Origin of the sequence: Paenibacillus sp. P46E (genome assembly GCF_001909095.1) — a bacterium.
In the GTDB taxonomy this organism is placed as follows: Bacteria; Bacillota; Bacilli; order Paenibacillales; family Paenibacillaceae; genus Paenibacillus_AQ; species Paenibacillus_AQ helianthi.
Window position 1 is genome coordinate 67,294 of the sequence record NZ_LVYZ01000043.1, and the last position, 14,924, is coordinate 82,217.

The 14,924-nt window shown below is 47.0% G+C and carries 13 protein-coding genes; 2 read left to right on the forward strand and 11 right to left on the reverse strand.

What is annotated here, in order from left to right:
* Window positions 1–15 precede the first annotated feature (15 nt).
* The 9 genes from bshC to A3849_RS15725 form a co-directional block, all read right to left on the reverse strand.
* Entirely contained in the window at window positions 16–1,647 is a 1,632-nt protein-coding gene (gene bshC / locus A3849_RS15685; RefSeq protein WP_074112254.1) for a bacillithiol biosynthesis cysteine-adding enzyme BshC, read from the reverse strand.
* A gap of 248 nt (window positions 1,648–1,895) precedes the next feature.
* Window positions 1,896–2,816: an ABC transporter ATP-binding protein gene (locus A3849_RS15690; protein ID WP_074112255.1), complete on the reverse strand. Its 921-nt coding sequence runs from the start codon at window positions 2,814–2,816 to the stop codon at window positions 1,896–1,898.
* Window positions 2,813–3,808, reverse strand: coding sequence for an ABC transporter ATP-binding protein (locus tag A3849_RS15695; RefSeq protein WP_074112256.1), 996 nt, complete (start codon window positions 3,806–3,808; stop codon window positions 2,813–2,815). The genes A3849_RS15690 and A3849_RS15695 overlap by 4 nt, the downstream gene beginning before the upstream one ends.
* Window positions 3,809–3,820: 12 nt before the next feature.
* Window positions 3,821–4,750 (reverse strand): ABC transporter permease, encoded by a 930-nt coding sequence (locus A3849_RS15700; protein ID WP_074112288.1) that lies wholly within the window; start codon window positions 4,748–4,750, stop codon window positions 3,821–3,823.
* Between the two features lie 21 nt (window positions 4,751–4,771).
* Complete coding sequence (locus tag A3849_RS15705) at window positions 4,772–5,704, reverse strand: ABC transporter permease (protein WP_074112289.1); 933 nt, start codon at window positions 5,702–5,704, stop codon at window positions 4,772–4,774.
* A gap of 223 nt (window positions 5,705–5,927) precedes the next feature.
* Window positions 5,928–7,649 carry a peptide ABC transporter substrate-binding protein gene (locus A3849_RS15710; RefSeq protein WP_074112257.1) on the reverse strand — a complete coding sequence of 574 codons (1,722 nt, stop codon included), beginning with the start codon at window positions 7,647–7,649 and terminating at the stop codon, window positions 5,928–5,930.
* A gap of 150 nt (window positions 7,650–7,799) precedes the next feature.
* Window positions 7,800–8,186: a DUF3397 domain-containing protein gene (locus A3849_RS15715; protein WP_074112258.1), complete on the reverse strand. Its 387-nt coding sequence runs from the start codon at window positions 8,184–8,186 to the stop codon at window positions 7,800–7,802.
* A gap of 6 nt (window positions 8,187–8,192) precedes the next feature.
* Complete coding sequence (locus tag A3849_RS15720) at window positions 8,193–9,209, reverse strand: ketopantoate reductase family protein (RefSeq protein ID WP_074112259.1); 1,017 nt, start codon at window positions 9,207–9,209, stop codon at window positions 8,193–8,195.
* Window positions 9,210–9,315: 106 nt separating this feature from the next.
* Entirely contained in the window at window positions 9,316–9,966 is a 651-nt protein-coding gene (locus A3849_RS15725) for an RsfA family transcriptional regulator (RefSeq protein ID WP_074112260.1), read from the reverse strand.
* Window positions 9,967–10,311: 345 nt separating this feature from the next.
* On the opposite strand from A3849_RS15725, the gene A3849_RS15730 reads away from it, so the two are divergent.
* The gene (locus tag A3849_RS15730; protein ID WP_074112261.1) at window positions 10,312–10,548 is read left to right on the forward strand and encodes a DUF2626 family protein; all 237 of its coding nucleotides are present in this window, start codon (window positions 10,312–10,314) and stop codon (window positions 10,546–10,548) included.
* A gap of 168 nt (window positions 10,549–10,716) precedes the next feature.
* On the forward strand, window positions 10,717–11,847 hold the full coding sequence (locus A3849_RS15735; protein WP_074112262.1) for a coiled-coil domain-containing protein: 1,131 nt from the start codon (window positions 10,717–10,719) through the stop codon (window positions 11,845–11,847).
* Here the strand turns inward: A3849_RS15735 and A3849_RS15740 are convergent.
* Both A3849_RS15740 and A3849_RS15745 read right to left on the reverse strand, forming a co-directional pair.
* Complete coding sequence (locus A3849_RS15740) at window positions 11,839–13,071, reverse strand: extracellular solute-binding protein (RefSeq protein WP_143191830.1); 1,233 nt, start codon at window positions 13,069–13,071, stop codon at window positions 11,839–11,841. The two genes, A3849_RS15735 and A3849_RS15740, sit on opposite strands and share 9 nt — an antisense overlap.
* A 462-nt stretch (window positions 13,072–13,533) precedes the next feature.
* Window positions 13,534–14,865 (reverse strand): PhoH family protein, encoded by a 1,332-nt coding sequence (locus A3849_RS15745; protein WP_074112264.1) that lies wholly within the window; start codon window positions 14,863–14,865, stop codon window positions 13,534–13,536.
* Window positions 14,866–14,924: the final 59 nt, after the last annotated feature.

The window sequence follows — 14,924 nt, forward strand, 5'->3', positions numbered from 1 at the left end:
AGCAGAAGCTCCGTCTTACATATAAATCACGCGGTGGGTTCCGCTGTAATCCGCAGGGATCGACATTAGCTCATCCAGCCAGTCCGGGCCGTAACGGTTCAGATAATACACTACATTATATACTCTTTCCTGCAGCTTACCCAGCGGCATAAGAGACAGTTCAATCCGCTCCCACTGGCGGAGCGCAGCTTCATTCTGCTTAGCCATTGCATCCTGGGCTTTGGCCTGAAGGAATGTAATCTGATCCAGAATCTTGTCTTTATTGTTGGCACCCAATTTCAGAAGTCCCGCCTGAATGGAACCCAGCTGTTCAATCAGAGGCTCGTACATTGCAGTGAACGCAGCCTTTGTATCTTCGAACCGGCGTTCGAGCTCTAGCTCATCCTGCGCGGCGAGCCATTTTTTTCTTTTCTCGTCCAAGCCCTGAAGAACATCGCCAAAGACAAGCTGATACTTGTCCATGTGCTTATGCAGTGTTCCTTCCACGACAGTGAACGACATCCGCGGAATGATTAATGGCATCCGTTCACCCACCACCTCGAACGCGGACTGCGGAATAGCCCAATAGGCGATTTCACCTTGACCAAGCACCGTCGCCAGGACAGGCAGCACATAGTCCTGCATAAGCGGTCTCGTCAGCACATTATTGCTAAACCGTTCAGGATGAGTCTCTAGCTGCTCCAGCAATTCTTCACGGGAAAAGGAGACCACACCCTTCCGGTCGGTGAATCTGCCTTCTTCTTTGTGGAGCAACAGGCGTGCACCTTGATGTATATAGAAAAGATTGGCCCCGCCAGCCGTCACAGCAGCCTGAAGCTCATACCCACTATCCGTAATCCTTCCAGCCGCTGTATGATACGCGGACTCCAATTCATCGTTCTGTTCAATCAAAGATTTGAACATTGGGGCTTCGAGCTTACGCAGCGCGGGATCGGCGGAATCCAGCAGAATCAGACCAAATCTGCCGAATAGCGAACCGATCAGCTTCGCAAAAGCTTCACTCATGCTGTATCCCTCGGCCGAAGATTCGCGGATCACTTCCATAATCTGTGGTTTGAATTCACTTTCCTGCAGCAAGTTATCCAATTGTCCGGTGATTTGCAGCCAGCTTTCTTCCTCGACCTTGATTGCACTGACAGAGGAACGAAGTTCATCTGCCTTATCCAGCTTAAGTCTGGTGATCTCCCCTGTGCGATTCAATACATAGGTATGATTGACCTCATCCCAGTCATGATCCTCACCTGCGATCCAAAATAGCGGAACCACAGGCCGTCCGAGCTGCGCTGCCGCTTCCTTTGCGGCCTGAATCGTAGTAATCGCCTTGTATATCACAAACAACGGACCCGTAAACAAACCGCTCTGCTGGCCGCCGGTAACGACCAAAGTCCCTTGCTGTTCCAGAAGAGCCAGGGAATCCATCACTGCAGGGTGAGGATTCAATTTCAGATTATATTGACGTAAACATTCAGCAATCCCGGCACGGTCAGCGCGGAGCTCTTCAGTGCTGTCCAGCCAGGCTGCACGTTCTGTTCTGCTGTCTACATTACGGAAATCTCCGCCATACAAATGTCCTACCTTTTCATATTGATGTATATAGTCGCGGGCTAATGCCGATCCGCCCGGGAGAGGTTCTGGGTTTACATTCATGTGCAATTGCCTCCTGTTCTACTGTAATGCTATATGTAATCACTAAGTCGGGTAAACTCTTTATGATTGTATCCAAAGTTAGGGATGGCGTCAAAAGAATAACACCCTCCAGCTGCCATTATTACAATACTCTCAAATTTCATATCGGTCCAGCAGTCAGCTGCTGACGAAACAATAGGCGAGAGCTGAACGCTCCCGCCTAAAGTATCTTCGCTAAAATATGTCACAGTAAGACTGCATATATATTCTTAAGCGTATTGCTTGGCTACAAAGTGGCCCTTCGAAACTTCAACCAATTCAAAATCACTGTCATTGGTTTTTTCCCCTGCCGCATAAATGGGGCTACCCAATTCATCCTGCAGATGAATACGTTTCTTGTTCGCTTCAACTTCCGGATCCGGTACTGGAATCGCCGACAACAGCGATTTCGTATACGGGTGGATAGGATTGGCGTACAGTTCTTCGCTCTCTGCGAGCTCAACCATTTTACCCAGGTACATAACAGCTACACGGTCACTGATATGCTTTACCATGGACAGGTCATGCGCGATAAAGAGATACGTTAGTCCAAGGCGGTCCTGCAGTTCTTTCAACAGGTTGACTACCTGTGCCTGAATGGACACATCCAGTGCGGAGATCGGTTCATCGCAGACGATGAATTTAGGATTAACTGCCAGTGAACGGGCGATTCCGATACGCTGACGTTGTCCGCCGGAGAATTCATGCGGATAGCGGGTTGCATGGTCATGGTTGAGACCAACCATATCCAGCAGCTCTTCAATCCGTTTTTTGCGTTCCGCACGGCTTCCGGCCATACCATGGATATCCAGTGCTTCCCCAATGATATCCGAAACCGTAAAGCGCGGATTCAGCGATGCATACGGATCCTGGAAAATCATTTGCATATCACGGCGCATAGCCTTCATTTTGCCCGGAGGCAATTTGTAGATATCCGTACCATTGTATTTCACACTGCCAGCAGTGGGTTCGTAAAGACGAAGCACTGTCCGGCCGGCAGTTGTTTTACCACATCCGGATTCCCCTACCATACCCAGGGTTTCGCCTTCGCGAATCGTGAAATTAATATTATCAACAGCCTTAAGAACTCTGCCCTTGCCTACATTAAAATACTTCTTAAGACCTTCAACTTCAATCAGGTTCTTACTCAAACGAACTGCACCTCCTTGGCCATCGAATGCAGATTCCAGCAACGCGCCATGTGCGTTTCACTGAATTCTGTTGCACCGGGATCGATTTGTTCGCAGACATGCATCGCTTCACTGCAGCGCGCTGTGAACGGACAGCCGACCGGCGGTTTGATCAGATCCGGGGGAGTACCGATGATCGGGATCAACGGCTCGCCCTTCTTTTGGTCCAGACGCGGCATCGACCGCAGCAATCCCTTGGTATACGGATGCTGCGGATTTTTAAAGATTTCCCATCTGGTTCCGGTTTCCACTACTTCACCAGCATACATAACGATGACCCGGTCACACATTCCGGCAACAACGCCGAGGTCATGTGTAATCAGTATGATGGAGGTCCCGAGCTTTTGCTGCATATCTTGCATAACTTCCATGATCTGCGCCTGAATCGTTACGTCAAGCGCCGTTGTCGGCTCGTCTGCAATGAGCAGAGCCGGGCGGCAGGCCAGGGCAATAGCGATCATTACACGCTGGCGCATCCCGCCGGAGAATTCGTGGGGATATTGGTTAAAGCGAGCCTCCGCATTCTTGATGCCTACGAGCTTCAGCATCTCAATACCTTGCTCTTTCGCTTCGGCCGCTGACATTTTCTGATGTTTGATCAAAACTTCGGTTATCTGTTTGCCCACCTTGATCGTTGGGTTCAAAGAAGTCATCGGGTCTTGAAAGATCATGCCAATATCTTTGCCGCGAATCGTTTCCATTTGCTTCATGCTTTTGTCCAGCAGATTCTGTCCTTGAAAAATAATCTCGCCCTTCTTCACCTGGGAAGGCGGGGTAGGAATAAGCCGCATAATCGATTGTGCGGTAACGCTTTTGCCGCTGCCGGATTCACCGACGATAGCTACTGTTTCACCTTTACCTACTTCAAAATTCATACCACGGACAGCTTGTACTTCTCCGCCTTTTACAAAAAAGGAAACATGCAGATCCTTGACTTGCAGAATGGGTTCCATCATATTCACCTCCTATTTCTTCAGCTTAGGATCCAGTGCATCACGTAGACCGTCACCAAAAATGTTAAAGGATAGCATGGTCAAGCTGATCAGGATAGCCGGGAACAGGAAGCGCCACGGATAATACATCCAGCCAGTCAGTGAATCACTGATCATCGAACCCAGGGAAGCGATTGGAGCCTGTACACCAAGACCGAGGAAGCTGAGGAACGCTTCAGCAAAAATGGCATTTGGTACGGACAAAGTAATCGTTACGATAATGGGTCCTACAGCATTTGGCAGCAAATGGCGGAACAAGAGTCTTGTAGAGCCTGCGCCCATTGAACGCGATGCCAGCACAAACTCACGGTTCTTCAGCTGCATAATTTCCCCGCGCACAATCCAGGACATCGTGATCCAGCCCGTAATCGTCAACGCAACGATAATTGTAAACAGGCTTGGTTCCATTACTACGAGCAGCAAGATAACCACCAGCAGATAAGGAATGGAGTATAACACTTCGGAGATCTTGTTCATGATGTTATCCACACGGCCGCCAAAGAAGCCCATGATTCCACCATAAATAACACCAATCAGCAAGTCAATTGCTGCTGCAGCCAACCCGACAATCAGTGAAATACGTGCTCCATACCAGGTACGGACAAAAATATCACGGCCAAGATCATCGGTTCCAAACCAGTGCTTGGTTGAAGGAGGCTTATTGGTGCTGAGCAAATCATTAGAGTAATAATTGTATTTTGAGAACAACGGACCAATCAATGCTGCAAGAACAATTAAGGCAAGAACACCTAGAGCAGTCATCGCCATTTTATTCTGACGCAGCCGTTCCCAGGAATCCCTCCAAGCTGAAAGACTTTCACGTTGAATAACTTCTGCCTGCTTCTCATCAATACCAATCTTCTGAAAATCCTCTGGTTTCAGGTTCGCATCCAGCGAACTCATATTTTTGTCAGATGCCAATCTTTAGCCCTCCTTTCCTCCAGTTAGTTTGATACGCGGATCTACAAATACATAAGCAATGTCTGTAATGAAGCGGGCCAACATGAGCAGCACACCGTAGAAAATAGTGATCCCCATAATTACGGTATAGTCACGGACACCAATCGCTTCTACAAACTGTTTTCCGATACCGCCAATCCCAAAAATCTGCTCGATAACCACAGAACCGGTAACGATGTTGGCTGTCATGGGTCCCATGTATGTAACGACAGGCAGAATTCCGTTGCGGAGAACGTGACGGCTCAAAATAGCGAACCAGCTTAGGCCTTTAGCCTTAGCCGTCTTGATATAGTCTGCATGCAGAACTTCAAGCATGCTGGAACGGGTCAGACGCGCAATAAAGGCTATTGGCTGTGCTGAGAGCGCGGCTACCGGAAGGAAATAATACATAGGGCCCTTAAATCCTGAAACCGGAAACATATGAAACTTATAAGCGAACATATACTGCAAGAGTGACGCGACTACAAAGCTTGGGACTGCAATCCCCAATACTGCCAGAACCATCGCAGCACTATCAATGAACTTCCGGTGATACAATGCTGCCAGCATACCCAATAATACACCGACAATAACCGACACAATAATCGCAAAAATCCCCAGCTTCAAGGATGATGAGAAGGTCTGACCAATCAAATGAGTAACATCCTGATTCAGACGTTTCATGGAAACACCTAGGTCTCCTTGGGCAACTTCACCCAAATACTTAAAATACTGATGATAGAGCGGCTTGTCCAGACCATACTGTTCGTATAAACGCGCTTTAATTTCCGGCGGAACTTTTTTCTCGGCAGTAAACGGATCTCCCGGAATTGCTTTCATCAGAAAAAAAGTCGCTGAAATAAGTACAAACAGCGATACGATCATATAGAAAAACTTATTGGCAACATAACGAACCATCCCCATCAACACCTCCCTCGACATATTTTTTAGACATACAATTGAATTCTATTCAAAAAACGGCCATTTGTCCATTTTCTATTTTTGCAAGCTTGTGAAAAGATTAACAAAAAGCCGTAAATACAAAAAAAAGGGATATATATGGAATTCCACATATATATCCCGAAGTGTACAGCTACCTTCAGACAACTAACTATTTAATTGATTTTCTAAAGGCTGAATCTTAGTGCTCAAGCAGGTAAGCACGAGTGAAGTCAATTGCACCACTGAAGTCAAGAGATACGCCTTTGAGGTATTCTTTAGTCAGGGAGTTGTTTGTGTAGTAGTAGATTGGCATCAGGACCATATCGTCCTGGATCAGCATTTTTTCAGCAGCAGCAAAATCTTCTTGGCGTTTAGCCAGGTCAGAACTTGCTTTTGCATCAGCAATCAGTTTGTCATATTCAGGATTAGCGTAACCAGTATCATTGTTACCGCCGCCTGTTACCCACATATCCAGGAAAGTCATTGGATCATTGTAATCCGCAGTCCAGCCAGCACGTGCAACTTGGTAGTTCAGGTTTTGACGGTTATCGATAAATACAGCCCACTCTTGGTTCACTGTGTTTACAGTAATACCCAGAGCTTGTTTCCACATATCAGCGATAGCCAGGGCAACTTTCTTGTGGCCTTCACTTGTGTTGTAAGACAGTTCTACTGGAGGCAGTGTAGTCAGACCTTCTTCTTTCAGACCTTCAGCAAGCAATGTTTTAGCTTGTTCAATATCTTCTTTGAAGTAATCGTCTTTAACTGCATTACGGAATTCTCCGTCAGCACCAGCGATACCTGGCGGCACATAACCAAATGCTGGAAGCTGACCACCCAGTGTTACATTGTCGATAAGAGCTTGACGGTTAATCGACATTGCGAGTGCTTTACGGATCTTAGCGTTGTTGAATGGTTTTTCAGTAACGTTGAATTCATAGTAATAAGTAGCTGCGATACCTTTGGAGACAAATTCGTTAGGAAGCTCTTTTTTGACGATAGGAAGCTGTTCTTGCGGGATTTCACCATGAGGTGCACCTGCACGATCAAGCTCTCCGTTTTTGTAGCTCAGCAATTCAGTTGCACCACTGTTAACAATGGAGAAATCGATTTTGCTAAGTTTAATGGATGCCGCATCCCAATATTTTTCATTTTTAGTAACTTCGAGAGATTGACCGGTAGTCCATCCAGTCAATGTGAATGCTCCGTCTGTAATCATAGTGTCTTTGTTTGTTGCCCATTTAGGATTACCCTCAACGGATTTGTGTACAGGGTAATACGTATAGAAGGACAGTAATCCAAGGAAGTAAGGTGTTGGTGCTTTCAGCGTAACTTCAAGAGTTTTCGCGTCTACAGCTTTTACACCAACTTGGTTGAAATCTGTGACTTTCTTAGTGTAATATTCTTCTGCATTTTTCAGGTAATACAACTGATATGCATATGGTGCAGTTGGGTCTGTGTTAGGGTCGAGCACGATTTTCCATGCGCGAACGAAGTCTGCTGCTTCTACAGGGTCGCCATTGCTCCACTGAGCATCGCGAAGGTGGAAGGTATATACCAGACCGTCAGGAGAAATGTCCCATTTCTCAGCAATTCCCGGTTCAGCTTGACCAGTTTCGTCATTCATGCGGGTCAAACCTTCATACATAGTTTTCAACAGCGTGTTTGCTTGGCTGTCTTGAGCTTGTGCGGGATTAAAAGTAGGTGGTTCTGCAGTCAGGTTGACTCTAAGTGTCTGGTCAGCGGCCAATTTCTCGTCACCAGTTGCGGTGCCTGTGTTTGTGCTGCCTTCATTGCCTGCTGCGTTTGTTGCCGCAGCGTTGTTGCCCTTATTTGCATTGTTTCCGCCGCAGCCAGCAAGCACTGTGCCGATAACGAGAACCATTGCAATCATGAGCAATAGACTTTTACTCTTCTTCATCTAGCAGTTCCCCCTAAATAGAATGTGGTATATGGTTTATGATTATACAACCAGTGGTCAAAAAAATCTAGAGCAATATTTTCTGAAAACACTTTTTTTTTAAAACTTAAAAGTTTTGTGACGTTGACGCTTCACCGGAGCAATGGAACATTACATGGCTTGTGATATGTAATGGATAAGGCCTACGACCATAAACAGCACATACAGGGTACCCATAAAAAAGAATGAAAGTCTCCAAACTGCCCGAAGTAACCGTTTTCCGTCGACATTTCCTTTTAGGCGGTTTTGAGCACCTCCAATCAGTCCAGCGGATATTAATACAATAAGTAGTATAAGGTAAAACCCGAACCGCGAATTAAAAGTGCTGTTGAACAAGGCTGATACGGAAAAAAATAAAAATACAGTAGTAATATCCATAGCCAGTAATAATGTATTTCTTTTTTCTTTTCTGAGGCCAATTCCTATGAAATATACAATCAAAAAAGGAAGAACCGGAATAACGCTTAATGAAATGAACGAATTCCGCAGCAATTCCAAACAGCCTCACCTCTCCTTCACATTCATGCCTTCTACCATCCGGCAAATCCAGCGGTGTAAAGGGACCGCAATACCAGCGCTATCCGCCATTGCCACAATACTCCCATTGATCCAGCGTATTTCCGTATCCCTGGACGCTAGAACATCAGCGAGCATAGACGAGATGTTACCCGAAGTTGCCCGGCAAACCTCAAGTATCCCCTCCCACGCATGAGCATCAACCTTGATACCGCAGGCATCATATACGCAGATAGCCTCCTGATACAGTTCTTTCATTAACTGTATCCGCTCCCTGGAGGCAGTCAACTCACCGTTCTGAATGCGCCAGATCGCTGTAAGCGGGTTAATCACAGCATTGAATAGCAGCTTCCGGTAAATCATGGTATCCACTTCTTTCGACATCAAAGCCCGGAATCCTGCTGCTGCGAGAGCATCGGTCAAACTAATTGCGGCTGTGTCATCATCCTCTAAGGTGTCTTTTGGGACATTTGAGATTTTGTTTCCTCGCTTCCCTATAAATGTTTCCCCATGCCCCGTATGAATAACCTCTGTTAATGTCTTCCTTTTGGCCGCTTCAGTAGTCACTGCAGCCCAGACTGAAGCCTCCGGCAAAAGCTCCTGAAGAAGTTCCAGATGTCCATTGCCGTTCTGAAAGCAGACCACATGGAGTCTCGTATGCTGAAGAGGCGCCAGAATCTCTGGTAGTGTATCGTGAAACGCATTCTGCTTGAGCATAATGGCTGTCCATTCCCCCGGCTGCTGGAGAATCGTTTCCGAGAACCTGCTTATTGGCCCTGCTTGAAAGCTTGTGCCCGGAAGGTGCTGTTTAGCTCTTCCGTCTTCGTAACTTAAAGTTATTCCAGACCGGGTTAATTCCCCCGCTTGTACCTCGCTTCGGCACCACAGTCTAACCTCTGCCCCAGAGAGAATCAGCTTTCCGGCAAGCAGAAGGCCGAGTGAGCCTGCACCGATAATATCCATTTTCATGCCGACACCTGCCATCTTGTACACATTTTTCCTCATTATATCCTTTCTCCAGTAAAAGAAAAACAATCACTATCAATACAAAAAAACCCGCAAACGCTGGCGGTAAGCCGCTGCATGCGGGATTTGAAGAAGCATATTAGCTTTATTCAATCCGTTCCAAATTGCCGTTGGCGTCCATTTTGAATCTTGTCTTCATTTCTTCTTCTTCTTCATTAAGAAAAGCAAGCCGCCGCGCCCGGTCCATGATCTGAATTAACGCTTTGTAATCATCATTGACTACGCGATAATCACTTTGGGCCAGATTGACCTCTTTGGACAATCTTTCATTTTCCACCCTAAGCTCCGTTAATTCATCTTCCTTCTCGCGCAAATCCCTCTCAAGCATTTTCAACTGGCGGCCGGCTTCCTGAAAACTGCCCTTCCACTGCCTTAAGAAGCGGATGACGGCATCGATGGACAAAGAGTTTTCGCCAAGTCCCTCGCTGCGGCTGTACTCCTCTTCCATGTCTCCGAGAATAAGCCCCGCTACCTGTGCGCCTCTGGCGGAAGGCTGTTTTTTCAAATAGCTCCGCTTCTGGCGTTGGCTCTTGGCAATTCCAATTGCATCTTCATAACTCTTGCGAACACAGCTGTTCCAGCGAAATCCGCATGCCGCCGAGGTTCTGCCGATTTTTTCACCCACCTCTTCAAAAGCTGCAAGCTGTGTGCTGCCTTCACGGATATGACGCAGCGTTATTTCGGCCAATATCAAATCATCTTCCACGCTCCAAGCATCCTGTCTAACGGCTGTCATAAAGCCTAACCCTCCTAACAACATCATGAAATAACCATCTTCATAACCGGCAGCTCCGCCGGATAGTGAATAGGATAAAAGCTGCTTACTCCATTTCTATGCCTCTATTAGAGTTCATAGAATCTATTTGATACTAAATTGTATTTCCATTTTGGCTAAACCTCATACTTGTTATGCTATAAATTCTCTACATTCAAAATAAAATGCCGTGTCTATAACAAAAATCATAATAATTCCAAAAAAACAGCTTTTTTTCAATGAATTCGTTTACACCATTTGTTCCAGCCGTTATAATATAGCTACAAAGAAGAAATTGCCGGATACATACAGGAGGGGGATGTTCTCTTGGACCGCATGTTTCGTGTCTTGGGTTTTTTTACGCTTGTTATCGGACTCATGGCTTTTGCCGGTAATTTAACGGAGATGGCTCTGCTGTTTTTTTTGCAGACCGCTTTTTTCGTGATCCTCGGATATATGAAGTTTACAGAAAAGACCTATATTCTGCTTTTTTGGGGATATATGATTCTGACGTTTACCGGCTTCAGTTACTGGACGATCTTCGAAATGGGTCTGCCGCTGTAAGTTTCTCTAAGTTTATAGAACGGAGGCTGTTCCTTCTTATAAGGAGCGCTTCCGTTTTTTTGTGTATATATAGTAGGTCTTCGAAAGAAAAGAGGGTATGATATTTTAGCAGGGCTAATCATATAAATAGAACATACATATCCTGAATTCCTATAAGGTGGTGAAGTGATGCGATCCCGCAATAATCAAAGCCGTTATACTTGTATTCTCCTTATCCTCCTCTGCTTTACTATCCTGACGCCCCCTGACTTTTTGAGTGCAGATCCGGGAACGGGTCTATCCGGCACCTCTCCTCCCGTCATGCCTGATAATGAGGTCACCCGCAAGCTGCTGGAACAGACGTTATCCTCGGCAGAAATTGAGCAGGAGATATCTCGGATCACCGCTGAGCAGCAAGCTCTTGAGGAAAAGGTATCAACTCTAGAAAAACGGGCTGTTTCACAGCAAAGTGCAATTCAGAATCAGCGGGAACAAGCCGGAGCTATAATACGTTCTTATTATATGGGAGAGAGAGATGGTCTCCTGACTGCTGTACTTTCGGCTAGAAGCATTGGCAGATTATTGGCCTTGTATGATTATTATGAAATCATTATTGGAAGAGACCGGGACATTCTGTCTCAATATGAAGCGGATTATAAGAAATTAAAAACAACGCTTACCGCGGCACAGCGCAGTTCAGAAGAGCTTGAGGCGCTCAAAACAGCTTTGGTGGAGCAGAAGAATCGGATTGAGGCACTACATGAGGATATTAATAAAGGCATTCAGTCCAGCAGTGATCCTGCCAGCATGAGCGCCTTATTAGATGAATTCACGAAATATTGGGAGAATATCGGGGTTCACGAAGTCAAAACCTATTTTAAAGCGTTGTCCTCTGCCATGAAGCAGCTGCCAGCATTCGTCCAAAGCCGGGATGGGCTTTTGACCCGTAAAGGAATGACCTATAATTTGGCCTTAAAGGAAGAGGATCTAAATGAATTCCTGGTGGCGCAAAATGAATTGTTCAAGGATTTTGCCTTCCACTTTAATGATAATGAAGTAACTGCTTCCGGTAAAAGTGGCGGATTATCGCTGACGCTGACCGGCCATTACACTATTCAGGAGGAACCGGTCAATGGATTGATGTTCCATGTCGATCATGTATTATTTAATGGTCTTGAGTTGCCCGATACTACGCGCAAGACTTTGGAGGAAGAATTCGATCTGGGTTTCTATCCGGCAAAAATCGTCTCTTTCCTTCGTGCAACTGAAGTGAGCAGCCGGGACGGTGTGCTACATGTGAAGCTCTCCCTCTCATTCTGATGCCTGTGCGGCTGCGGCTGCATATCCCGCCGGATCAAGCTTTCCTGTCAACAGTTGTGTTACTGCCAGCGATAATGCTGTCCAACCGCTTGCTGATTTACTCTCAAGATTCGTTTCGTCTGCAAGCAGCAGCCGGGTGTCAAAAGGAAGTTTCACGCTCTCCGGCAACCCTGAACGGTATAGCTCATCGAGCGCGGGGAGGCGCCCCGTATTCTCCAGCCAATCGAGCTGTTCCGTGCTGGATGTGACATAGGACAGCCAATTGACGGCTGCCTCAGGATTACCGGATTGTGCGGGGAGTGCGAAGAAGCGGCTGTAGATCGCCTCATACCCTGACCCGTTGCTGGCGGTAAGCGGTGCTTCCGCAGACAGTGTAGAATTCCCGTGCTTCTGCCATTCCGAGAGCGGGAGCGCAGCAACTGCAAGCTTACCATCCTGAAGCATATCCCATAGGTCTGTGTTCGTTCGGCTTGTGAGAAAGAAATAATTGCCTGCGTATTGTGTCCACTCCAGCTGAGCAGGACTGACCGATTCCAGACTTCCGCCCATGCTCTCCAGAACTGCCGAATACCCGTAGGGATTACGTGTATCCATTGCCAGCAGATAGCGATGCTTGTCTGGCTGTTCACGAATTACTTTAAGCAACTCATTCCACTGCTCCAGACTTCTGGGTAACCCTGTAATTCCCAGTTCCGCGAGCCGTTTCGGCGAATATACAAGTACATAGGGGTCAATATCAAGTGGAACTCCCCAATCGTAGCCATTCCATTGCATTTGCGGAATCAGGGTGGTCAGCGGTGCACTTCCCGGAACACTCTGGTAAATATCTACCGGCAGCAAGTAGCCTTGTGTCGCCAAGTCCGTGATACTTCGGCCGTCGGTCATTATAATATCCGGGCTCTGCCCAATCGTCAGATCCCTCTGAAGAATCTCATTAGCTTCATCGCTGTCAACATTGCTCAAGATTACCCGGGTACCGCTGGACAAGCTGTAGTTATTGCTGATCCGTTCCAGTTCATTAAATTCCTCTTTGCTCATAGACACCCGGATGCTCAAGCTTTCGACATTGTCTTTATCGCCAGATTCGGAATGCTCTGATGGGTTAAGCGGCTGCTTCAGCGGATAGGTATCATCACTGGTGTCCAGCTCCATGCTGGGGGACAGGCTTGTCAGCGACAGCAATAAAATAGCAAACAATAGCCAGTAGTTTCTCCTTCTCAGCACGATCCTTTCCCCTCCCGCCTATGACTCGTCACCCCTATTTTACCAGATGCTTCTCCGCTTGTCTGCCGGTTTGAAAACGTTCTCTTTCTATTATATAGGTGTGAACGGCGAGGACCAAAAATTTGCGGCATTTGGTCATTCCGAGAAAGATTTGGACTTCCGATCGCTGTTATCCTCAGATTTCCTGATTTGAATTACCGCCGCTGCGGTAGAAATCCGAGGATAGCATATGCTTTCGAAGCGAGCTTTCCTACGGAAAGCTTTCAGGCGAACGCTGCCGCTTCTCCAGTTCCAAACTTCCTCTCCATTCTTTTGCCACAAAAAAATTTTATCCCCGACCGTTCCTTGGGGGGGCAATGGCAAACAGCCGGGAATGATCTCCCGGCTGTTTGCTGTAAATTGCAGCCCTGCTGCGGCTGGACTGATGAAAGTGTACTAATTAGGCAGGAATAGCTCGAAGCATCAAAGAAGGTCTGCAGCCAACTGGGCCAGGTGTGAACGCTCGCCCTTTTCAAGGGTAATATGTCCGCTGATTCCCTGTTGTTTGAACTTCTCCACGATATAGCTCAGTCCGTTGCTTGCCGCATCCAGATAAGGATGGTCAATCTGCTCGGGGTCACCCATGAGGATGACTTTACTGCCTTCTCCCGCTCGGGAGACGATCGTCTTCACTTCGTGGCGGGACAAGTTCTGTGCCTCATCAATGATAATGAATTGAGACGGGATCGAACGTCCGCGAATATAGGTGAGGGCTTCCACTTGAATACTGCCGAGGCCCATCAAAATTTTATCGATATCACCGGACTTCTTCGTATCGAACAAAAATTCCAGATTATCATAAATGGGCTGCATCCACGGACGCAGCTTTTCGTCCTTCTCACCTGGAAGATAACCGATATCCTTACCCATCGGCACCACCGGACGGGCAATCAGCAGTTTCTTATACTTATGCTCATCTTCTACTTTGAACAGTCCGGCAGCCAGAGCCAGCAAGGTTTTTCCTGTTCCCGCTTTACCAGTGATAGTGACCAGCGGGATATCGTCATTGAGCAGCAGCTCCAGCGCCATCCGTTGTTGAGCATTGCGGGCACTAATTCCCCACACCGCATCATTTCCTAGATAAAGCGGCTCTAGCCGGGATGCATCGCTATTCACTTTGAGCAGGGCCGATTTGCCGGTGCCAATCTCATCCTTCAAAATAACAAATTCATGCGGATACAGCGGATAGGACAAGGATAACTGTTTGACGGATAAGGAACGGTGGCTGTAATATTCATCGATAAGCGAAGGATGGACCATCAGCGATTGATAGCCCGAGTACAGCTCATTCAGATCACCCGTACGGTCGGATAAATAATCCTCCGGTGTTATGCCAAGCACATCCGCCTTGATACGGACGAGCACATCTTTACTCACGAGCACCACAGGACTCGGTTCAGCCTTTTCATTCTCCTCATGGAGATAATTAAGTGCGACAGCCAATATCCGGTTATCATTGGAGACTTCGCCGAACATTTCTTGTACCTTTACGAAGCTGCGGTGGTTAAGTTCTACCTTCAGCGTACCTCCATGCTCCAGTACCACACCGCTATGCAGGTGGCCAAGTTCACGAAGTCCGTCTAATAAGCGTGACACGGTGCGGGCGTTGCGGCCGATTTCATCGGCATTGCGCTTCTTGGAGTCGATTTCTTCCAGGACTACTGCCGGAATGACAACTTCATGCTCCTTGAAAGCAAAAATCGAATTGGGGTCGTGCAAAAGCACGTTGGTGTCTAGTACAAATATCTTTTTCATGTTATCCCCTCCACAGCGCCTGGTTTGATTGGTCATACATAACTCTATTCAGTGAGGGT

What these genes read in the sequence shown, in the direction of transcription:
- bshC (WP_074112254.1), bottom strand. Translation starts at nt 1,647, where the DNA reads ATGAATGTAAACCCAGAACCTCTCCCGGGCGGATCGGCATTAGCCCGC.
- A3849_RS15695 (WP_074112256.1), bottom strand. Translation starts at nt 3,808, where the DNA reads ATGGAACCCATTCTGCAAGTCAAGGATCTGCATGTTTCCTTTTTTGTA.
- A3849_RS15700 (WP_074112288.1), bottom strand. Translation starts at nt 4,750, where the DNA reads ATGAGTTCGCTGGATGCGAACCTGAAACCAGAGGATTTTCAGAAGATT.
- A3849_RS15705 (WP_074112289.1), bottom strand. Translation starts at nt 5,704, where the DNA reads ATGGTTCGTTATGTTGCCAATAAGTTTTTCTATATGATCGTATCGCTG.
- A3849_RS15710 (WP_074112257.1), bottom strand. Translation starts at nt 7,649, where the DNA reads ATGAAGAAGAGTAAAAGTCTATTGCTCATGATTGCAATGGTTCTCGTT.
- A3849_RS15720 (WP_074112259.1), bottom strand. Translation starts at nt 9,209, where the DNA reads ATGAGGAAAAATGTGTACAAGATGGCAGGTGTCGGCATGAAAATGGAT.
- A3849_RS15725 (WP_074112260.1), bottom strand. Translation starts at nt 9,966, where the DNA reads ATGACAGCCGTTAGACAGGATGCTTGGAGCGTGGAAGATGATTTGATA.
- A3849_RS15735 (WP_074112262.1), top strand. Translation starts at nt 10,717, where the DNA reads ATGCGATCCCGCAATAATCAAAGCCGTTATACTTGTATTCTCCTTATC.
- A3849_RS15745 (WP_074112264.1), bottom strand. Translation starts at nt 14,865, where the DNA reads ATGAAAAAGATATTTGTACTAGACACCAACGTGCTTTTGCACGACCCC.